The following is a 19,873-nucleotide window of genomic DNA, read 5'->3' on the forward strand; positions in this document are numbered from 1 at the left end:
GTCGCTCGATTCGCCTTTCAGAAGAGTTGCCCTGAGCCCATGTGTGGACGTTATGCGCTGTTTCGTTGGACGCCTGCATTCGCGGCCTTGCCCGGATTCCCTGTGGACCAGCAGGCACAGTGGAATATTTCCCCCGCCGATTCGGTGCTGATATTGCGCCAGATACCGGGCGAGGAAGGCGGTCGGGCGCTGGCACGGGCGCGTTGGGGCCTGACACCCCCGTGGTTGACCGATATGTCGAGAACACCGGCCCATGCGCGTGCCGAGACACTGGCCGAGCAGCCGATGTTTCGGCAGGCCTTTCGCGAGCGTCGCTGCCTGCTGCCCGCCAACGGCTTTTACGAGTGGCGCGGAACAGTGCGCAAACGGCCATTCTGGTTGACGCCCGGCGAAGGCTCGGCATTGTACTTTGCAGCGATATGGGAAGCGTATCCGGTGCAAGGTCATACCTATCTGAGTGTGGCGGTAGTCACGCAGCCGGCCATGAGTCAGCGCCGACCGCTCATCCTTGACGCCGACGGCCAGGCCGCGTGGCTCGATCCCCAGAGTTCGCTGCCGACCCTGCAGTCCCTGCTTGCCGCGCCGCAGATGCCGTTGCGCGAGCGGCCGCTGGCCAACCTGGTGAATGATCCCAAGCTCAATGCGCCAGAGTGCCTGACGCCCCTCTAAATTGCGCAAGCTGTTTCTTGTAGTCTCTTGGCGGGGTGGGTCAGTGAAAAGCGCTACTAGCGGCAAGCCTGTTACAAGCTAGTGTTCAGCGTTATGTGCCCACCTCAGCATTTTCATTACGCCTGAACAGATTGATCGACCGGTGTGGCTGTTCTGCCGGTTTGGTCCGTTCGGCACTGGCGCGGCTCGGCTCATTCGCTGCGCCGGCAACCTGGCTGGCGGCCTGGCCATTCGGGATTCACTCAAGTCAATTTCGTTGTGTTTTTGCTCACCGTTTCCTGTGGCTTGGGACATCCGGAATGAACGATCCAGGACATTTCCTCTCTGTTACAAACGTGCAGATTCCAGGCACGCATTTATGTGGCAAACGGCTGCTATCTGGCGCTCCTCAGGCGTACCGCCTAGGATAGGCGCCTTGTTTCCAGGGAGATACATAATGCGCAAGACCTTTGCTCTGTGTGGCTTGAGCGCGGCTTTGCTGGCGGGCTGTCAGGCGGTCAATACCACCAGCGGAGATTCGGTGGGCGTCGAACGTAAGCAATACATGTTCAGCATGTTATCGACCGATCAGGTCAATCAGATGTACGCGCAGTCCTATCAGCAGACCGTCACCGAGGCCACCACCAAGGGCGTGCTGGACAAAGACAGTGCACAAGCCAAGCGCGTGCAGAATGTGGCGAACCGCTTGATCGCCCAGGCGCCGAAACTGCGTGCCGATGCTGCGCAGTGGAAGTGGGAAGTGAATCTGATCAAGAGTGATGAACTGAACGCCAACTGCGGACCCGGCGGCAAGATCATTGTCTATAGCGGGCTGATCGACACGCTCCAGCTGAGCGACGATGAGCTGGCTGCGGTCATGGGCCATGAAATCGCTCACGCCCTGCGCGAGCACGGTCGCGAAGCCATGTCCAAGGCCTATGGCATCGAAATGGCCAGGAACGGCGCGGGTTCACTGCTGGGGCTGGGCCAGGACAGCCTTGCGTTGGCCGATACCGTGGTCAATTACAGCCTGACCTTGCCGAACAGCCGGGCTAACGAAAACGAAGCGGATCTGTTGGGTCTGGAGCTCTCGGCCCGGGCTGGCTACAACCCCAATGCCGCGATCACGCTATGGCAGAAGATGCAGGCCCAAGCCGGAGCCTCGCAGCCTGAGTTCATGAGCACCCACCCGGCTTCAGCCAACCGGATCGCCTCATTACAGGCGGCGATTCCGAAGGTGATGCCGTTGTATGAGCAGGCGCCGAAGGGCTGAGGTCGCAGTCCGGGCGCTGAACCTGTAGCAGCCTGGCTTACCGGCGGCGACGTATCTGAAGACGCTGCCGCCAGCAAGCCCGCCTGCTAAGGCGAGTGCGGTGATTGGGTGTTAAACCCACCCACTCACCTGCATCGCTTTGTACACCGCGACGATCGCCAAGATGAAAAACGCGCCCGCCGCCAGGCGACGAATCAGCGTCAACGGCAGTTTTTCCGCTGCGAAATTACCTGCCAGTACCACCGGAACGTTGGCCAGCAGCATACCCAGCGTCGTGCCCAGAATGACCAGCCACAGATAGGAATACTGCGCCGCGAGCATCACCGTGGCGATCTGCGTCTTGTCGCCGATTTCAGCGATGAAGAACGCGATCAGCGTGGTCATGAAGGGGCCGAATTTGCGCGCGGTGCTGGCTTCGTCGTCGTCCATCTTGTCCGGCACCAGGGTCCACAGCGCGGTGGCAGTGAAGCTCGCGGCCAGAATCCAGTGCAACACGGCGTCGGAGAGAAAACTGCTGAACCAGGCGCCCACTGCGCCGGCGGCGGCGTGGTTGGCCAGGGTCGCAGCGACAATACCGGCAATGATCGGCCAAGGCTTGCGAAAGCGTGCGGCGAGAATGAGCGCGAGGAGTTGGGTCTTGTCACCGATTTCGGCCAGTGCGACGACCGCGGTAGGGACCAGCAGGGATTCCAGCATCAGGATTTTCCTAAGGGGCGGGTCAACACGGCTATGACACGTACAACCTCCCCGCCCCGGGTCAGGATGTTCGTGTCATAGGTCTTGTCAAACCACCGATCCGTCTGGGCAGATCTGGGGTCGCACGCACCATGGCCTGAGGGCCAAGTATGTTGATGCGTGCCGGACGAGCGAGGTGCTCGTGGGAGACTACTCCCCTAGGACGGAGCGGATTCTGCCTTCGGGAATGCAGTTCGGCAAGCGTTAATTTCAGCTGCGTTTGGCGCGGTAAATACGAAAGCCATTACCTTCGGCCATGACGGCACATACGCCCAGATGCTGTTCGATGAGCGGTTGATAACGCAGAAAGCTGTTGGCGACTAAGCGAAGTTCGCCACCTTTTTTCAGATGTTCACGCGATTTTCTCAGCAGCTTCTCCGTCGCGGCGTAATCGGTGTGGACACCGGTATGGAAGGGCGGATTGGTCAGAATCACGTCCAGATGCAGGGGCGCAGCGTCGATGCCGTCGCCAGTGACGACCTCGCCTTCGAGGCCATTGGCAGCCAATGTCAGGCGACTGCTGGCGGTGGCAAACGCATCGACATCAAGCATCGTCACGCTCATGTCCGGGTGGCGACGCTTGACCGCAGCGCCCAGTACGCCTGCGCCGCAGCCGAAGTCGAGCAAGTGGCCCGTCGGCAGGCGATCGAGGTTGTCCAGCAACAGAGCGGTGCCGCGGTCCAGGCGACCATGGCTGAACACTCCCGGCAGGCTGACGACTTTCAGCGGCCCGCCTTCCATCTCGATCTCGAAGTGCTTGGCGAGGGTGGTCAGGTCTACAGCTAACGCGGGGGTTTGCACCGTCACTTGCCAGAGTTGGCAATGGCGCGCGCTGTCGAGTTTGCGTGCGCGGCCAAAGGCGCTCAGTTGACGCGCTGCCGCTTCGATGCCTGCGCGCTTTTCACCTACCAGAAACAGTTCGCGGCCCGCCAGACGGGAAGCCAACGCGTTGAGCAGGTAGTCGGTGAGGTCGCGGGCTTTAGGCAGAAACAGCACGGCGGCGTCGAAGGGCGCAGTGGGCGCGTGCGTGCCGAAGTGAGTGCGTTCGCTGAAGCGGGCGTCCAGCGCGGCGAAATCCCCGGCATGCCAGCTCCAGCCCCGCGCATTGGGCAGTGTGCCCAGCAGATCGTCGGCAGGCAGGCCGGTCAGTAGCAGTGAGCCCTGAAACAAATCGGCCTGACGGAGTAACACTTCACTGCGCGGGTCCATCATCGGCTCCTGAAAAAAGGGCGCAGTTTAGCAGGTCAGTGGCTTGTGGGGCTGCAGCGGCGCAGCTAGCCAACGGTAGCGTTTTCATGACGCCGCCATCGGCAAACGGAACGTTGTGTGGCCGGACCGCTGCAGGAACGTTGCAAGGCCCGCTCTTTAGCTGACCACCCGGATCGGCTTGCCGGCGTAGAACGCCTCGGCGTTTTCGTTGATCTGTCCGACGATGCGCTGGCGGGCTTCCCGGCTGCCCCAGGCGCTGTGCGGGGTCACGATCAATCGCGGAATATCGCCGGACAGCAGCGGGTTGCCATTGACCGGTGGTTCGACCGTCAGCACATCGGTTGCCGCGCCGCCGAGGTGACCGTTGCGCAAGGCATCGGCCAGCGCCTGCTCGTTGATCAGGCCGCCGCGGGCGGTGTTGACAATGAAAGCGCTGGGTTTCATCAGGCTTAATTCATGGGCACCGATCATGTCGCGGGTGTGTTCGTTGAGCGGGCAGTGCAGGGTCAAAGCGTCCACTTGAGGCAACAGTTCTTGCAGAGGCACGCGGTCAGGGCGGGCAGGGCGACCGGGGATTTGCCCCGAAACGACGCGCATGCCGAATGCCTCGGCCAGCTTCGCCACGGCTCCTCCCAGCTCACCATGCCCCAGTAGCCCCAGCGTCTTGCCTTCCAGCTCCACAATCGGGAAGTCCAGCAAGCAGAATTGCTTCGATTTCTGCCACTGGCCTTGGTGGATGGCTTGTTGGTAATCCGGCAGGCGCGTCGCCATCGCCAGCAGCAGCATCAAGGCGTGTTGCGCCACCGACGGTGTGCCATATCCCTGGCAGTTGCTCACTACCACACCGTGCTTGCGGGCCGAGTCGAGGTCGATGTTGTTGACTCCTGTCGCAGTCAACAGCACCAGCTTGAGCTCAGGACATGCGGCGAATGTGGCGGCATTGATCATGATCTTGTTGGTGATCGCTACCTGAGCGCCTTGCAGTCGTTCAGCCACTTGATCAGGGTGGGTACTGGAGTGCAGCACCAGTTCGCTGAAGGTTTCGCGCCAGGGTGCAAGGTCCAGATCGCCGAGATCCAAAGAGGTGTGATCCAGGAAGACTGCTCTGTTTTGACTCGACATCAGCTGTACCTTTTGCTCGGTGAATGGGAGGCGTAAGGTAGCGAGCGTACCAGAGCTTGTCGCTCGCCAAAACGCCAGGAGACCCACGATGTACTGGACGGAGTTTTTTACCGTTGCCCTGATTCATCTGCTTGCCGTTGCCAGCCCCGGCCCGGATTTCGCGGTGGTGGTGCGTGAAAGCGTGACCCATGGCCGCAAGGCCGGAACCTACACTGCCATGGGCGTGGGCACGGCGATTTTCCTGCACGTCGGCTATTCGCTGCTGGGCATCGGCCTGATCGTTTCCCAATCCATCGTGCTGTTCAATGCGTTGAAGTGGGCGGCAGCTGCTTATCTGCTGTACATCGGCTTTAAGGCCCTGCGCTCCAAGCCAGCCAAGGCTTCGGATGCGCCGGTTGATCTGGCCAAAGGTGAGCGCACGGCTCGAGGCGCCTTCACTGCAGGCTTCGTCACCAATGGCTTGAATCCCAAAGCAACGCTTTTTTTCCTGTCGCTGTTCACGGTGGTGATCAACCCGCATACGCCGCTGCTGGTGCAGGCCGGTTATGGGGTGTACCTGGCGCTGGCAACAGGGCTGTGGTTTTGCCTGGTGGCACGCCTGTTCAGCCAGGAGCGCGTGCGCGCCGGTTTTGCGCGGATGGGCCATTGGTTCGACCGCGCGATGGGTGGCGTGCTGGTGGCCTTGGGCGTGAAACTGGCGTTGACCGAGATGCATTGATCCGGCGTCGGTGCAACCTCTGTAGCAGCACGGTTTGCCGGTGCAGGCAATTTGTCGAACGGCACCTCCGGCAAACCGGACTGCTGCAAGTGTCGGCCCATGGCTTGATTGATCTTGCTAAGGATCGGCGCTACAAGTCCCTCGAGATCCGCTGCGCAAAGCCGCATGAGACCGTTGTGCTCTTCCATCTTGTGTGATGGCTGTCTTGTCGCTCAACGGTCGAATCATTCCTTTGGCTGATTTGGCTGGCGAGGGAAGGCTCTAGAGTGCATATTTTCAGCACCGCCATGCATCTTGAAAAGGGATTCCCATGCTGCAGACACGCGTCATTGCGCCAGCCGACGGCGCGTACCAGTACCCGCTGTTGATCAAAAGCTTGCTGATATCCGGCAGCCGCTATGACAAAACGCGGGAAATCGTTTACCGGGATCAATCGCGCTATTGCTATCTGACGCTCAACGAGCGGGTCTGCAGGCTGGCGAACGTGTTGACCGAAGCAGGGGTGAAGGCGGGCGATACCGTGGCGGTCATGGATTGGGACAGCCACCGTTATCTGGAATGCATGTTTGCCATCCCCATGATCGGCGCCGTCATCCACACCATTAACGTGCGTCTGTCGGCCGACCAGATCCTCTTCACCATGAATCACGCCGAAGACAGGTTCGTGCTGGTCAACAGCGAGTTCGTCCCGCTCTATAACAGCATTGCCAGCAGACTGGCCACGGTCGGCAAGACACTGTTGCTTACCGATACGGCAGACGGGTCTGCCGAACTGCCGAACCTGGTGGGTGAATACGAAGCGCTTTTGGCCCAAGCCAGCCCGACCTATCGGTTCGAGGATTTCGACGAGCACTCGGTAGCCACCACCTTCTATACCACCGGTACCACCGGCAACCCGAAAGGGGTGTATTTCACCCATCGGCAATTGGTGCTGCACACCCTGGCGGTCGCCACGATCCTGGGGAGCGTCGAAGGGTTGCTGGGCACCGACAAGGTCTATATGCCCATCACGCCGATGTTTCATGTGCATGCCTGGGGCGTGCCGTACGCCGCCACCATGCTCGGGGTCAAACAGGTTTACCCCGGACGCTACGACCCGGAACTGCTGGTGGAGCTGTGGCGCAGGGAAAAGGTGAATTTCTCCCATTGCGTGCCAACGATTCTGCAGATGGTTCTCAACGCGAAGGCCGCCAAGGATGCCGACTTCACGGGCTGGAATATTCTCATTGGTGGTAGCTCGCTCAATCGCTCGCTGTATGAGGCGGCCAAGGCCAAGGGCATCCAGCTGACCGCGGCCTATGGCATGTCGGAGACCGGCCCGCTGGTCTCCGTGGCGCATTTGAATGACGAGTTGATGGCTGGCAGCGAAGACGAACGCATTACGCAACGGATCAAGGCGGGCACCCCCGGCGTGCTGGTGGAAGCCGCGATCGTCGACAGCGAAGGTCACTTCCTGCCTGCTGACGGCGAAACCCAGGGCGAGCTGGTGCTGCGGGCGCCTTGGCTGACTGAAAGCTATTATCGCGAGTCGCAAAAGAGCGCCGAACTGTGGGCCGGAGGCTGGCTGCACACCGGCGATGTGGCGACCCTGGATAGCATGGGCGGCATCGATATTCGCGATCGCATCAAGGATGTGATCAAGACAGGTGGGGAGTGGGTATCTTCGCTGGCGCTGGAGGACCTATGCAGTCGCCATCCCGGCGTGCGCGAGGTGGCAGTGGTCGGGGTCGCCGATCCGCAATGGGGCGAGCGACCCTTTGCACTGCTGGTCGCCCACGAAGGGTATGTGATCGACGCTAGGACGATGAAGGAGCACCTCAAACCATTCGTGGACCAAGGGCTCATCAATAAATGGGCGATCCCGAGTCAGGTCGCCCTTGTTACCGAAATTCCCAAGACCAGCGTCGGCAAGCTCGACAAGAAGCGGATCCGCCTGGACATCAGCCAATGGCAGAGCAAGAACAGCACCTTTCTCTCCACTCTCTGAAGCGTTTTTTGTCCGCATTGCCCCTGATTCCGGTCAAGACAATGTGCCGCGAAGGCTCTACGCGGGCGTCTCCATTGCCAAATCCCCAAATTCAGCCATCCACCCTTGAACGCCGCAGTCGGTTTTGTCGAATCTGGCGAGTCAGAGGCTTTGACGCTGTAAATCACACTTTAGAGGGATCAAGCCGTAGCCCCTGCTGGCTATAGTCGGCGGTAGGTAGGAACCGGAGTAACACGCCATTGACTTGCAGCTGCCATGGGCTGCTTGAACGGCGTTAACACCCAGGCGCTGCGGATCGATGGCCTGGGTATTTCTGGATGTACCCGCCGCCATAAAAATAAAAGCATACGGAGTAGCGTCGATGACATCAGCAAACCTGTTCTGGCGCCGGGCGAAACTGCCCTTGGCCGTCAGTCTCGCTTCCTCGCTCGCCGGTCCCGCATTCGGCGTCAGTTTCAACATCGGTGAAATCGAAGGTAATTTCGACTCGTCACTCTCCATCGGCGCCAGTTGGTCCACGCAGAACGCCAACAAGAACCTGATCGGATCGAACAATGGCGGACACGGTCTTTCGCAAACCTCCGATGACGGCCACCTGAACTTCAAAAGTGGGGAAACCTTCTCCAAGATATTCAAAGGCGTTCACGATCTAGAGCTTAAATACGGCGACACAGGCGTGTTCCTGCGGGGTAAATACTGGTACGACTTCAAACTCAAGGATGAAGACCTCGACTTCAAGAACGTCAGCGACTCGGGCCGCAAGGAGGCCGCCAAATCCTCAGGTTTCGAACTGCTCGATGCGTTCGTCTATCACAACTATTCCATCGGCGATGAGCCGGGCTCGGTGCGTTTGGGCAAACAGGTGGTCAACTGGGGCGAAAGCACGTTCATCGGCGGTGGCATCAACAGCATCAACCCGATTGACGTCTCGGCGTTCCGTCGTCCTGGTTCGGAAATCAAGGAAGGGCTGATTCCGGTCAACATGTTCTACCTGTCGCAGAACCTGACCGAAAACCTCTCGGCCGAAGGTTTTTACCAACTGGAGTGGGACCAGACGGTCGTCGACAACTGCGGCACCTTCTTCTCGCAGCCGGACGTGATTGCCGACGGTTGCTCCAATAACCTGGCGGTGCTGCGTACCCGAAACAGCCTGAATTCCGCATTGCCTGCCGCATTGCGCGCACCGGTGCAAGCGACGCTAGCCGCCCGGGGGGTGAACTTCGGCAGTCCTGACGAGGGTGCGGTGGTTGCCCGTGGTCCTGACCGTGACGCCCGCGACGGGGGCCAGTACGGCCTGGCCATGCACTATAACTTCGAGCCGCTGGACACCGAGTTCGGTGCTTATTACATGAACTATCACAGCCGACTGCCTATCTTCAGCGGCAGGGGTGGGCCTGCCAGCGCCTACAGCGCCTCGGGGCTGGTGGGTGGCCTGGTGGGCAGGGGCGTACCGCTGGGCGTCGCGACCAGCCTGGCGCCGACCCTGTTGCCGTTGGTGGTGGCTGGCAACTCCAGCTATTACGTCGAATACCCTGAAGACATCCATCTGTTCGGTCTGAGCTTCTCCACCACGCTACCTACAGGGACCGCGTGGAGCGGTGAGATCAGCTACCGGCCAAACGCGCCGGTGCAACTCAACACCACCGACATCCTGTACTCCGGCCTTTCGCCGCTCAACCCCAGCGTCTCGCTGTTGCAGGGCGCTCCGAATACCGACCAGAAAGGGTATCGGCGCAAGGAAATCAGCCAGGCGCAGACCACCTTCACGCAGTTCTTCGATCAGGTGATGGGGGCCGAACGGCTGACCTTGGTCGGCGAAGTGGGCTGGACTCACGTCGGCGGTCTGGAAAGCACGTCCAAACTGCGTTACGGGCGTGATCCGAGCTATGGCCCGGGCCCCTTGCCCAATGGCCAATGCACTGCGCTCAACGCCAGCACCCTGGCGGGCGCATCTTTGAACAACCTCAGCCGCTATTGTGAAAACGACGGGTTCACAACCACCGATTCCTGGGGTTATCGCGCCCGGGCCATCTGGGATTACAACAATGTCTTCGCCGGGGTAAACCTCAAGCCGAGCGTGGCCTGGTCCCACGACGTCGACGGCTACTCGCCGGGTCCCGGCGGTAATTTCGAAGAAGGGCGCAAGGCGATCAGCCTGGGCGTCGAAGCTGAATACCAGAACACCTACACCGCCAACCTTTCCTACACCAACTTCTTCGACGGCAAGTACACCACGGTGGATGACCGCGACTTCGTGGCCCTCAGCTTCGGTATGAACTTCTAAGGAACGACCATGGAAATGAAAACAAGAAAAAGCCTGTTGCAGGTCGGTGTGTTGAGTCTGTCACTACTGGCGACGAGCGTGATGGCTGCAGTGTCCGACGCGGATGCTGCCAAATTGGGCACCTCGCTGACGCCGATGGGCGCGGAGAAGGCCGGCAATGCTGCCAATACCATTGCTGCCTGGACCCCGATGGCGACCAATGCTGGCGCCGTCGACAGCAAAGGGTTCCTGGCCAATCCCTATGCCAATGAAAAACCGTTGTTCACCATCACCGCGCAAAACGTGGAGCAGTACAAGAACAACCTGGCTCCGGGCCAATACGCGATGTTCAAGCGTTATCCGGACACCTTCAAGATGCCGGTCTACCCGTCCCACCGCAGCGCTACCGTGCCTGCCGATGTATTCGCCGCCATCAAGAAAAACGCCACCAACACCAAGCTGGTCTCCGGCGGCAACGGTCTGGAGAATTTCGAGACCGCAGTGCCGTTTCCCATCCCGCAAAGCGGCCTTGAAGTGATCTGGAACCACATCACCCGCTATCGCGGCGGCAGTGTGAAACGGTTGGTGGTGCAGGTCACGCCGCAAACCAACGGCTCTTTCAGCCCGGTCTATTTCCAGGATCAGTTCGTCTTCCGCGACAAGATGAAGGATTTCGATCCGAAAAACCCCGGCAACATCCTCTTCTACTTCAAGCAGGAAGTGACTGCTCCGGCGCGTCTGGCCGGTTCCGTATTGCTGGTGCACGAAACCCTCGATCAGGTAAAGGAACCGCGTTCGGCATGGGTCTACAACGCCGGACAACGTCGCGTGCGTCGTGCGCCGCAGGTGTCTTATGACGGTCCGGGTACCGCAGCTGACGGTCTGCGTACCTCCGACAACCTGGACATGTACAACGGCGCGCCGGATCGCTATGACTGGAAACTGATCGGCAAGCAGGAAATGTATATCGCCTCCGACAGCTACAAGCTTGACGACCCGAAGCTTAAATACGCCGACATCGTCAAGGCAGGCCACATCAATCAGGATCTGACGCGTTACGAGCTGCGCCGCGTATGGCACGTGACGGCGACCCTCAAGGAAGGCCAGCGTCACATCTACGCCAAGCGTGACTTTTTCATCGACGAAGACACCTGGCAGGCAGCGGTGATCGATCACTACGACGGTCGCGGCCAGCTTTGGCGTGTGGCGGAAGCTCACGCCGAGAACTACTACGACAAGCAAGTGCCGTGGTATGCCGTGGAAACCCTCTACGACCTGCAGTCCGGCCGTTATTTGGCGTTGGGCATGAAGAACGAGGAGAAGAGCGCATACGATTTCGGTTTCACGGCCACCACCAGCGAGTTCTCACCTAACGCGTTGCGTCAGGAAGGGGTGCGTTGATCGTACTGTCGAACCGGCGCGGCAACTTGCGCGGTCGATGATAGCGATCGAGTAGCACCGCTTCGCATCGCTCGGCCCTAGGTTCTGTACGAAAAGTCGGCGAGCGAAGGTCAGGCAAGGCAAAAACAGGCGAGGAGGCGGAGTCTACGTGTTGTAAATGAGCATTCCGAGCCTGTTTTTAACGCAGCATCACCGAGCGCAGCCCCTTTTCGTACAGAGCCTAGGGCTAAACCCCATGGCTGCAAGAAAAAACACCCTGAATCGGCGGGGTGTTTTCTGGGCGTTTGACTAAAGCGTAAGCCCGGGATCGTTCGCCTTTTGATTCCGGGCAGCCGCCCGCGTCCCTGGGCAGTAGCAGATTGCTGCAGCAGTAATCGTTCGGTTGCAGAAAAAAAGCGTTTCTGCTTTCGTTAGCCTCAGGCGCGTCAGTGCACTCTTTCCCTCTCCAAAAACATATAAAGCAACATTCGCCGTGTTGATTGAATATGTTTTCTCACAGTCTTTCGTCGAACATTCTTCAAAAACCCCCCTTTAGCCGCTAGTCTCCCGACATCTGAACGCCGAATAACAAGCACTTCCAATAAGAGCCGGCCATGACTGATCTGTCGCGTTTGCAAGGAATCGCAAATCACGCAGTCACTGCGTTGGAAGGACGTTTCTTCCGCCCACCCCTGCCCGAAGGCCATGTGCCCAGGGCCAGACTCTGCGAGCGGCTGAGAGCGGGGCTGTCCGGGCGTCTGCTGTTGATCAGCGCGCCAGCCGGATTCGGCAAGAGTTCTCTGGCGGTGGAGTTCTGCGAAAGCCTCCCTGATCAGTGGCAAAGCCTGTGGTTTGGCTTGAGTCAGCGCGACAGCGATCCCGGTCGTTTTCTCGAACGGCTGCTGAGCGGCCTTCAACAGTTCTTTCCCCAACTTGGCAATCAGGCGCTGGGGCTGCTGAAAATGCGCCAGCGGCATCAACCATTCGCTTTCGAAGAGTGGCTCGACAGTCTGCTGGACGAGCTGGCGATGCACCTGATGTTGAGCAAGCCGCTGTTGCTGGTGCTGGACGACTACCACCTCGTGCAAGGCCCGGTGCTGGATCGCTGCCTGCAATTTCTGCTCAATCACCAGCCTGCGGGCATGATCGTCATGGTGACCAGCCGTCAGCGTCCGGATTGGCATCTGGCGCGTTTACGCCTGTCACGACAGTTGCTTGAACTGTCAGAGCAGGATTTGCGCCTGACTGACGACGAGGCGATGGCGGTTCTGGATCAGCACAGCAACTGGCTGACCGACGATGCGCTGCACATGCTGCTGCAACGCAGTGAGGGGTGGGTCGCCGGATTGCGTTTCTGGCTGCTCGCCGCCGCCCAAACCAGCAACAATACCCTGACCCAGGAACTCAACGGCAGTGAAGGCCTGATCCGCGACTACCTGCTTGAAGAAGTTATCGACTGCCTGCCCGCCGACGTCCAGGCTTTCCTGTATGAAACGGCTTGCCTGGAACGCTTCTGCAGCGCGCTGTGCGACGCGGCCCGTGATGCCCATGACAGCGGCGAGATGCTCGGCTTTTTGCAAGCGCATCAGGTTTTCCTGGTGCCGCTGGATAAAAGCGGGCACTGGTTTCGCTACCACCACTTATTCTCCGACCTGCTGCGCGCGCGTGCGGGCAGTTCGGTCGCGCCGCGTCAAAGGCGCCTGCATCTGAATGCTTGCCGCTGGTTCAGTGAACAGGGGCTGCTGGATGAAGCGATCGAACAGGCCTTGCGCGCCGGTGATCACGATGTCGCTGCCAACCTGGTGCAGCATCTGTCCGAAGAACAACTGCTGGCTGAACAGAACATCGGCATGCTGCTGCGCTGGAAAATGGACCTGCCCGACAGTTTGCTAATCAGCACGCCGCGTTTGATCGTGCTGTACGCATGGGCGTTGGGGCTGGCCTGTCAGCTTGATGCCGCAGAGGAGCTGGCCAACCACCTCAGCCGCTTCCTGCCCGCTCCATCGGCCACAGCGCAGAAGTCCATGCTGGCACAGTGGCTGGCGCTCAGCGGTATCATCGCCCGGGGGCGTGGTGACAGCCAAACCGCCCACCACTATTGCAGCGAGGCGCTGGAGAGCCTTCCGCAAAAACGCTACGGGCAGCGGCTGTTGTGCTTATCGACATTGGCCAATCTAGCCCTGGTCAAGGGTGAGCTCTGGCGCGCCCGAGCGTTGAATCGTGATGCCCTGGAGTTGGCGCAGAGGGTTGCCAATCCACTGTTCGAGGCCCTGGCGCATTACGACCGGGCACGCACGCTGCTGGCGCGCGGCGAGGCTTTGCGTGCGCTGGAAGATGTGCGTCAGGGCCTTCGCCGTCTGAACGGATTGTCGTCACACCGGCTCTATGCGGTGCGCGCGCGGCTGACCCTCTATGAAGGCTATTTGCTGGTGCAGTGCCTGCAAACCGAGGCCGGGCGTGCGAGGCTCATTGCCGGCCTGGCGGAAGCTCGGGCCTGCCGCGACATCAGTGTGCTGATCGGTCACTGCGCGATCGCCGGCCTTGCGGGGAGGGAAGGGCGCTTCGCCGAGGCCTTCGCCGAACTGGCCGAGGCCGAGCGGCTGATGCATATCTGGGACGTGCCGCCGGTTTACTACCTGGCGATGATCACTCTGGCCAAATGCGAACTGTGGCTCGCGTTAGGGCGGATCGACCTGGCGGATGCGTGGCTGGTGCGGTTGGGGCAGACCTACAACGGCGATCAACCTGCCGCCGCGCCGGAATGCATGCCGCAAATGTCCCTGCACATCGAACTGCTGTGCGCCATGCTCGACAGAATCCAGGGCCGCGTCGAAGCGTCTTCCCAGCGCCTGATGCAACTGCAGAGCTGCGCGCAGCACATCGGCGCTGGGCTGATAGGGCTCAGTGCCATGAGTCAGCACATCCTGCTGTCGCTTGAAGCAGAGGACCGAACCCAGGCGCAAAATCTGCTCGATCGCTGCCTTCGCAGCGCCACGGGAGGTGCTGTGCTGCCATTGCTGGATGTCATCCGCCAGCATCCAGACTGGCTGCGCGAGCAACTGCTCAAACGGCCGCGCTGCCGACTCGTCGATTACCTGCTCAATCAGCTTCCAGGCGACGCGGTCAAAGACGACATGCCCTGCGCGCGGAACGACGCCGACCTCTGTTCCGGCAGCGAGGTGCTCAGCGCACGCGAATTGGGCGTGCTGCAACTCATCGCCCAAGGCTGCTCCAATCAGCAAATCAGCGAACGTCTGTTCATCTCCTTGCACACTGTCAAAACCCACGCCAGCCACATCAACGGCAAATTGGGCGTGGCGCGCCGCACACAGGCGGTTGCACGGGCGCAGGAAATGGGGCTGTTGGGCTAGCGTAGCGATCACCAAAGCGCTGCCGCAGACGCCGGCTGACGGATCAATACAGTTATGTCATTGATGTTCGGGCAATGTAAATCTCATGCAGCAGCGCGGCTTGCCGCCGGTGAAGGCCTTGAAATCGCTACCGCCAGCAACCCGTGCTGCAGCGCTGCTGTATGTCAGGTGATTCGTGGTATGCCAGGCGTGCAAGATCAGTCTGCCGCCGCACCCGCCCACATTTTCTCGACATCCTGCACCCCCCACTCTTCGGCCAATTCGAACTTGACGATGGCGTCCTGTTCGTCGGGATTTGCCAGGTCGACGATGTGCGGCTCGAACGGGAGCAGGGTCCGAATGGACAGGAACACCTTCACTTTCGGCTGCAGCAACGAATTTTCACCTTGCTCGACCACCACGCCCAGGCGCTCGCTTCTCAGGCGCACCAGCGCGCCGACCGGATAAATACCGACGGTCTTGACGAAGTGCTGGAAGATCGTTTCATCGAAATGGCCTTTCCACGACGCCATCTCGCGGATCGATTGCGCGGCGTTCCAGCCCTTTTTATACGGGCGATCAGAGGTGACGGCGTCGTACACGTCACAGACCGCGCCCATCCTGGCAAACAGGCTGATTTCCTCGCCCTTGAGGCCGTGAGGATAACCACTGCCATCGACCTTTTCGTGGTGATGCAGGCACACGTCGCGAACCGTAGCAGTGACCTGCTGGCAGCCTTGCAGAATTTGCAGCCCGGCCTGCGGGTGGTATTTCATGGTTTCGTATTCGTCGAATGTCAGGCGATCGGGTTTGTTGAGAATCGCCGGGGCGATCATCATCTTGCCCACATCGTGCATCAACCCGGCGACCCCCGCTTCACGAACCTGTTCTTCGCTCAGGTCCATCTGCCGGGCGAGTGCCACCATCAGTGCGCAGACCGCGACCGAGTGCATGTACGTATATTCATCGCAGGTTTTCAGACGCGATAGGCTGATCAGCGCGTGGGGGTGGCGCATGACCGAGGTCGAGATTTCTTCCACCAGCAGGTCGACGTCCTGGATGTTCATCGCGCGGCCCATACGAGCGTCGGTGAACATCACCATCACGGCCTGTTTGGCACGGCCACAGATCATTTTGGCGTGGGCCAGCTCTCTCTCCATGCTAGCGGGGGCTGCATCGCTCGCTCGGACACTGCGGGAGGCGACAGCGAGAATCTGCACCTGTGCGGTAGGGCTTTTACCGCGCCGCGTATCAATCCACACTTCGCGCGCCGACGCCTGAATGCGCTGCAAGACCTCTTCGTCGCGCAGTTCGCGTTCCACATGCAGGGTCCAGAACGGATCGTGGGTTCGTGGGCGGCAGAACTCGTGGATGTACATGCCGAGCGTTAGATCGGAGACCGCGATTTTTCTTAGCATGGAGCCTGCTCGTTTTGCCTTGGGCCTGAGCTGCCTTGCGGGGGTCATCGAGGCAATCTCTTATTGTCTCGAGCGCTACACGTCGAATAGTTGCGCAGTGCCAGTATATGAGCACGATTTTGAAAATACATCTGTCCAGTGATAAGCCAGGATTTTTATTTTTTTATATATTGTCTGTATAAAACAGCAGGTTACTGAAATACGTTCATTCGTTGGCTGCACTTGAATGGAAAAAATAAATGCAGGAGCGGTGTTTTTCGGTGCGTCGATCCCTCCAATCGAGTGGGAATGACGCACGGCAAGCTGTCATATACATCGCAGATATCATCTGCCACTCGCTGTCACCGTCTACCGTCAGCCGCTGGAGTACTGACTGGGAGCACAACCCGCCAAGCGACGAAACATGGTCGAAAAGGCCGCTGGACTTTCGTAACCAAGGTCCAGCGCAATACGGGTAACCGATTCTCCCCTCGATAGCCGAGACAGGGCCAGCAGTACGCAGGCGTGCTGTCGCCATTGGCCGAAACTCATCTGGGTCTGCTCCCGAAACAGCCGACTGAACGAGCGCTCGCTGACAAACAATGCCTGGGCCCATTGTTGCGGCGATTGGTGGACGTCCGGGTGCTGCAAAAAACGCTGGCAGAGCGCTAGTAAACGAGGCTCGTCGGGCAATGGAATGTGCAATGGCAGCGCGTGCGCTCGCTCGATTTCCAGCAGCACCAGCGACATCAACACCCCGTCACGACCGTGAAGGTCATACGCCAAGGGCAGTTCCACCGCTTCAATCAGCAGCTGCCGCAACAGTGGCGCGACGCCGATCACTTCGCATGACTGCCGCGAAACAGGCACGGCAGATGGCTCTATGTACAGGCTGCGGGTGCTGACACCGAGCATCAGTACCTCATGCTCCAACTGTGGCGGTATCCACACCGCCTGCTGGGGCGGCACCACCCAGTCGCCTTGCTCGGTTGACACCTTCATCACTCCTGTAGAGCCGTACAGCAGTTGCGCGCGCCGGTGGCGATGCCGGCGAAGCACGTACCCGTCGGCATAATCATTGCCAATCGCAATGACCGGACGCGGCGTGCTGTCGAAGCTATCGATGGAGGTGTTGCGCATGGCGGGCCCTCAGCGTGTGGCCGAAACACAAACATGAATGGCCTGAATCCTCAAGCCCGGGGGGGTTGGAACAGCCTATCGTCCGCGCATCTTTGTTCAAGGGCTGTGTGATGACTTATCTACTTCTGGCGGTGTTTGGCAGCTTCTCGGGAGTGACGACAGTGCTGTTCGGTTTTGGCGGCGGCTTTGTGGTCGTGCCGGTGTTGTATGGCGTGCTGGTCAGCGGCGCGGGCGGTGCGCTGGCCGAGCAAGCCGCCATGCACGTGGCCGTAGCGACCTCCACGTGCGTAATGATCGTCAATGCCGCGCTGAGCACCCGCCGATCAGCACGCGCCGGGACCTTGCTCAAGACCTGGCTCTGGCCGCTGGCGGGTTTCATCGCCATCGGTTCATTGATTGGTGCCCTTGCAGCAGGCTTCGTCAGCGGTGCCGCGTTGCGTGTGGCGTTTGTGATCTACCTGGCAATCACCATTGTCGATTGCCTGTGCAGGCGCGGATTTGTCTCACAAGCGTGTCAGGGCGAACCACGTGGTCTTAGCCGCTGGAGCGTCGGCCCGGGCGGTATCGTCATCGGCGCCATCGCCACCTTTCTGGGGGTGGGCGGCAGTGTCATGACGGTTCCCCTGCTGCGCCGCAGCGGCTTGAGCATGACCCAGTCCACCGCCATGGCCAACCCGCTCAGCCTGCCGGTGGCATTGGTCGGCACAGCCACCTACATGCTGACGGGCCTGGGCAAAGCAGGCTTGGGCGCGGGGTATGTCGGCTACGTCAATCTCGGCGCCTTCGCCATTCTCACCGTAGCGGCGTGGCTCGGCATGCGCTTGGCGGCTCGATGGGTCGGACGCATCCCGGACCAACTGCATGCGCGGGCTTATGTCGGATTGTTGATGCTAGTGATGATCAGCATGGTTGTGGTGTGACCCCGGCGCTGCTGGCGTCACGTCAACGGCAGTTGCGTGTCGCATCGGGTGCCGGCAGCTCAACGACGGGTTGAACAGCCTGGGTTTTCGCGAGACCCTTGGCCATCGCCTATTCAAGCAATGTCCGCATCCCACTCACTGCGCCCAGGTCATCATGCAGCCCACCAAGCCCACCCTAATCCGTGAAACTTTTCCTGTCGGCCCGTTGCAGTGCAACTGCACGATCATTGGCGATCCGCTCACCCAGCAGGCGATCGTGGTCGATCCCGGTGGCGATCATGAACTGATTCTGGCAAAGCTCGCGGCTCATGGTCTTAAGGTTGTGAGCATCATTCATACCCACGCGCATCTGGATCACTTCCTGGCGTCCGGGCGGCTGAAGGAAAAGACCGGGGCGACGTTGCATCTGCACAAGGAGGATCAGTTCCTGTGGGACAACCTCGAAACCCAGTGTCAGGTTTTTCGTGTTCCTTATGTGCCCGTCCCACCGCCGGATCGCTGGCTTGAGGACGATGAGGAACTGGCCTGTGGATGCGGCGTGGCGTTGCACACGCCGGGGCATACGCCAGGGTCGATGAGCTTCTGGTTCGAGGATGCAAAACTGCTGATTGCAGGCGATACCTTGTTCAAGCGTGGGATCGGGCGTACGGATTTGTGGGGTGGCGATCAGGCGACGATCACGCGCTCGATCAAGGAGCGGCTGTACACGCTGGATGAGGAGGCGACAGTGGTGACCGGGCATGGGCCGGACACGCGTTTGGGGGATGAAATGCGTGATAACCCCTTTGTCAGGGCGTGAATCGTTCAGGCGGTGTTAAGGAATTTTTGCCTACTGTCATGCTCTATAAGCGCACATGGCCACGGTTTTTTGACTGGTTGTGCCAAAGCAAGCAATACAGGAGCTTCCCTTGATGTTTACCTTTCGCCGTTCAATCATCGCCGCCACCGCGCTCGCTGTCTTGTCTGGCTGCGCAACGCAAAATCCATACGACAATCAGGGGCAGGCACAGAATTCTGGCGGCGTCAGCAAGACTGCTAAGTACGGTGGCCTGGGCGCGCTGGCAGGGGCTGTCGCCGGTGCTGCGATCGACCACAATCATCGCGGCAAGGGCGCACTGATCGGCGCCGCAGTCGTGGGTGCCGGTGCAGCGGGTTACGGTTACTACGCCGACAAACAGGAAGCCGCCCTGCGCACCAGCATGGCCAACACAGGCGTTGAAGTGCAACGTGAAGGCGACAACATCAAGCTGGTAATGCCGGGCAACATCACCTTCGCCACCGACTCGTCGGCGATCGCCAGCAGCTTCTATTCGCCCCTGAACAACCTGGCCGGTTCCCTGAAGCAGTACAACCAGAACATGATTGAGATCGTTGGTTATACCGACAGCACCGGCAGCCGCCAGCACAACATGGATTTGTCGCAACAGCGCGCTCAGAGCGTGGCGACATACCTGACTTCGCAAGGGGTAGACGCTGCTCACCTGTCGGTGCGTGGTGCAGGTCCGGATTCGCCGATCGCCAGCAACGCCGATGTTAACGGTCGCGCTCAGAACCGTCGTGTCGAGGTCAACCTCAAGCCTATTCCTGGTCAGCAGTACCAGCAGCAGTAAGTGGTTGATGTACCCTGAACCCCGGCCTTCGTGCCGGGGTTTTACGTTCATGTGCGAGGCTTAAACTCGTTCCTGACCTTTTTTACCCGCCCTGCAAAGCCATGCGGCGACAGGACGCTTC

General features: G+C 59.9%; 15 protein-coding genes and 1 riboswitch. Of the genes, 10 read left to right on the plus strand and 5 right to left on the minus strand.

The window, feature by feature from the left end; genetic code table 11:
- Positions 1 to 39 precede the first annotated feature (39 nt).
- Positions 40 to 669 carry an SOS response-associated peptidase gene (locus B3I26_RS11950; protein WP_296257886.1) on the plus strand — a complete coding sequence of 210 codons (630 nt, stop codon included), beginning with the start codon at positions 40 to 42 and terminating at the stop codon, positions 667 to 669.
- A gap of 436 nt (positions 670 to 1,105) precedes the next feature.
- On the plus strand, positions 1,106 to 1,921 hold the full coding sequence (locus tag B3I26_RS11955) for a M48 family metallopeptidase (protein ID WP_296257887.1): 816 nt from the start codon (positions 1,106 to 1,108) through the stop codon (positions 1,919 to 1,921).
- 111 nt (positions 1,922 to 2,032) lie between these two features.
- Here B3I26_RS11955 and B3I26_RS11960 read toward each other — a convergent pair whose 3' ends face one another.
- The 3 genes from B3I26_RS11960 to B3I26_RS11970 all read right to left on the minus strand — a co-directional run bounded on the left by B3I26_RS11960 (position 2,033) and on the right by B3I26_RS11970 (position 4,987).
- Positions 2,033 to 2,617, minus strand: a complete 585-nt coding sequence (locus B3I26_RS11960) for a TMEM165/GDT1 family protein (RefSeq protein WP_296257888.1) — start codon at positions 2,615 to 2,617, stop codon at positions 2,033 to 2,035.
- An 89-nt stretch (positions 2,618 to 2,706) separates the two neighbouring features.
- Positions 2,707 to 2,828: riboswitch (yybP-ykoY riboswitch) on the minus strand.
- A gap of 38 nt (positions 2,829 to 2,866) precedes the next feature.
- On the minus strand, positions 2,867 to 3,865 hold the full coding sequence (locus B3I26_RS11965; RefSeq protein ID WP_296257889.1) for a class I SAM-dependent methyltransferase: 999 nt from the start codon (positions 3,863 to 3,865) through the stop codon (positions 2,867 to 2,869).
- Positions 3,866 to 4,021: 156 nt separating this feature from the next.
- Positions 4,022 to 4,987: a 2-hydroxyacid dehydrogenase gene (locus B3I26_RS11970; RefSeq protein WP_296257890.1), complete on the minus strand. Its 966-nt coding sequence runs from the start codon at positions 4,985 to 4,987 to the stop codon at positions 4,022 to 4,024.
- 88 nt (positions 4,988 to 5,075) lie between these two features.
- Here B3I26_RS11970 and B3I26_RS11975 point away from each other — a divergent pair, with 88 nt between their 5' ends.
- From B3I26_RS11975 to B3I26_RS11995, 5 genes are all read left to right on the plus strand, one after another.
- Entirely contained in the window at positions 5,076 to 5,705 is a 630-nt protein-coding gene (locus B3I26_RS11975) for a LysE family translocator (protein WP_296257891.1), read from the plus strand.
- Between the two features lie 310 nt (positions 5,706 to 6,015).
- Positions 6,016 to 7,692 carry a fatty acid--CoA ligase gene (locus B3I26_RS11980; RefSeq protein WP_296257892.1) on the plus strand — a complete coding sequence of 559 codons (1,677 nt, stop codon included), beginning with the start codon at positions 6,016 to 6,018 and terminating at the stop codon, positions 7,690 to 7,692.
- Between the two features lie 361 nt (positions 7,693 to 8,053).
- Entirely contained in the window at positions 8,054 to 9,976 is a 1,923-nt protein-coding gene (locus B3I26_RS11985) for a DUF1302 domain-containing protein (RefSeq protein WP_296257893.1), read from the plus strand.
- Between the two features lie 15 nt (positions 9,977 to 9,991).
- Positions 9,992 to 11,356 carry a DUF1329 domain-containing protein gene (locus B3I26_RS11990; RefSeq protein ID WP_296257894.1) on the plus strand — a complete coding sequence of 455 codons (1,365 nt, stop codon included), beginning with the start codon at positions 9,992 to 9,994 and terminating at the stop codon, positions 11,354 to 11,356.
- 593 nt (positions 11,357 to 11,949) lie between these two features.
- Positions 11,950 to 14,706 (plus strand): LuxR C-terminal-related transcriptional regulator, encoded by a 2,757-nt coding sequence (locus B3I26_RS11995; RefSeq protein WP_296257895.1) that lies wholly within the window; start codon positions 11,950 to 11,952, stop codon positions 14,704 to 14,706.
- A gap of 197 nt (positions 14,707 to 14,903) precedes the next feature.
- Here B3I26_RS11995 and B3I26_RS12000 read toward each other — a convergent pair whose 3' ends face one another.
- Together B3I26_RS12000 and B3I26_RS12005 are read right to left on the minus strand one after the other, a co-directional pair.
- A complete protein-coding gene (locus tag B3I26_RS12000) occupies positions 14,904 to 16,103 on the minus strand; it encodes an HD-GYP domain-containing protein (RefSeq protein ID WP_296257896.1) in 1,200 nt (399 codons plus the stop codon).
- Between the two features lie 354 nt (positions 16,104 to 16,457).
- The gene (locus B3I26_RS12005; RefSeq protein WP_296257897.1) at positions 16,458 to 17,222 is read right to left on the minus strand and encodes an AraC family transcriptional regulator; all 765 of its coding nucleotides are present in this window, start codon (positions 17,220 to 17,222) and stop codon (positions 16,458 to 16,460) included.
- A 110-nt stretch (positions 17,223 to 17,332) separates the two neighbouring features.
- Between B3I26_RS12005 and B3I26_RS12010 the strand changes: the two genes are divergently transcribed.
- From B3I26_RS12010 to B3I26_RS12020, 3 genes are all read left to right on the plus strand, one after another.
- On the plus strand, positions 17,333 to 18,142 hold the full coding sequence (locus B3I26_RS12010; RefSeq protein WP_296257898.1) for a sulfite exporter TauE/SafE family protein: 810 nt from the start codon (positions 17,333 to 17,335) through the stop codon (positions 18,140 to 18,142).
- A 154-nt stretch (positions 18,143 to 18,296) separates the two neighbouring features.
- Positions 18,297 to 18,941, plus strand: a complete 645-nt coding sequence (locus tag B3I26_RS12015) for an MBL fold metallo-hydrolase (protein WP_296257899.1) — start codon at positions 18,297 to 18,299, stop codon at positions 18,939 to 18,941.
- Positions 18,942 to 19,053: 112 nt separating this feature from the next.
- The gene (locus tag B3I26_RS12020; RefSeq protein ID WP_296257900.1) at positions 19,054 to 19,752 is read left to right on the plus strand and encodes an OmpA family protein; all 699 of its coding nucleotides are present in this window, start codon (positions 19,054 to 19,056) and stop codon (positions 19,750 to 19,752) included.
- Positions 19,753 to 19,873 lie beyond the last annotated feature (121 nt).

This window comes from Pseudomonas sp. UBA5706, from assembly GCF_002419965.1.
Taxonomy (GTDB): Bacteria; Pseudomonadota; Gammaproteobacteria; order Pseudomonadales; family Pseudomonadaceae; genus Aquipseudomonas.

Excerpts from the sequence above, each read along its gene's own strand:
- B3I26_RS11995 (WP_296257895.1), top strand. The coding sequence starts at position 11,950 with ATGACTGATCTGTCGCGTTTGCAAGGAATCGCAAATCACGCAGTCACT.
- B3I26_RS12005 (WP_296257897.1), bottom strand. The coding sequence starts at position 17,222 with ATGCGCAACACCTCCATCGATAGCTTCGACAGCACGCCGCGTCCGGTC.
- B3I26_RS12020 (WP_296257900.1), top strand. The coding sequence starts at position 19,054 with ATGTTTACCTTTCGCCGTTCAATCATCGCCGCCACCGCGCTCGCTGTC.
- B3I26_RS11985 (WP_296257893.1), top strand. The coding sequence starts at position 8,054 with ATGACATCAGCAAACCTGTTCTGGCGCCGGGCGAAACTGCCCTTGGCC.
- B3I26_RS11990 (WP_296257894.1), top strand. The coding sequence starts at position 9,992 with ATGAAAACAAGAAAAAGCCTGTTGCAGGTCGGTGTGTTGAGTCTGTCA.
- B3I26_RS11980 (WP_296257892.1), top strand. The coding sequence starts at position 6,016 with ATGCTGCAGACACGCGTCATTGCGCCAGCCGACGGCGCGTACCAGTAC.
- B3I26_RS11970 (WP_296257890.1), bottom strand. The coding sequence starts at position 4,987 with ATGTCGAGTCAAAACAGAGCAGTCTTCCTGGATCACACCTCTTTGGAT.
- B3I26_RS11960 (WP_296257888.1), bottom strand. The coding sequence starts at position 2,617 with ATGCTGGAATCCCTGCTGGTCCCTACCGCGGTCGTCGCACTGGCCGAA.
- B3I26_RS12010 (WP_296257898.1), top strand. The coding sequence starts at position 17,333 with ATGACTTATCTACTTCTGGCGGTGTTTGGCAGCTTCTCGGGAGTGACG.
- B3I26_RS11955 (WP_296257887.1), top strand. The coding sequence starts at position 1,106 with ATGCGCAAGACCTTTGCTCTGTGTGGCTTGAGCGCGGCTTTGCTGGCG.
- B3I26_RS11950 (WP_296257886.1), top strand. The coding sequence starts at position 40 with ATGTGTGGACGTTATGCGCTGTTTCGTTGGACGCCTGCATTCGCGGCC.
- B3I26_RS12000 (WP_296257896.1), bottom strand. The coding sequence starts at position 16,103 with ATGCTAAGAAAAATCGCGGTCTCCGATCTAACGCTCGGCATGTACATC.
- B3I26_RS11965 (WP_296257889.1), bottom strand. The coding sequence starts at position 3,865 with ATGGACCCGCGCAGTGAAGTGTTACTCCGTCAGGCCGATTTGTTTCAG.
- B3I26_RS11975 (WP_296257891.1), top strand. The coding sequence starts at position 5,076 with ATGTACTGGACGGAGTTTTTTACCGTTGCCCTGATTCATCTGCTTGCC.
- B3I26_RS12015 (WP_296257899.1), top strand. The coding sequence starts at position 18,297 with ATGCAGCCCACCAAGCCCACCCTAATCCGTGAAACTTTTCCTGTCGGC.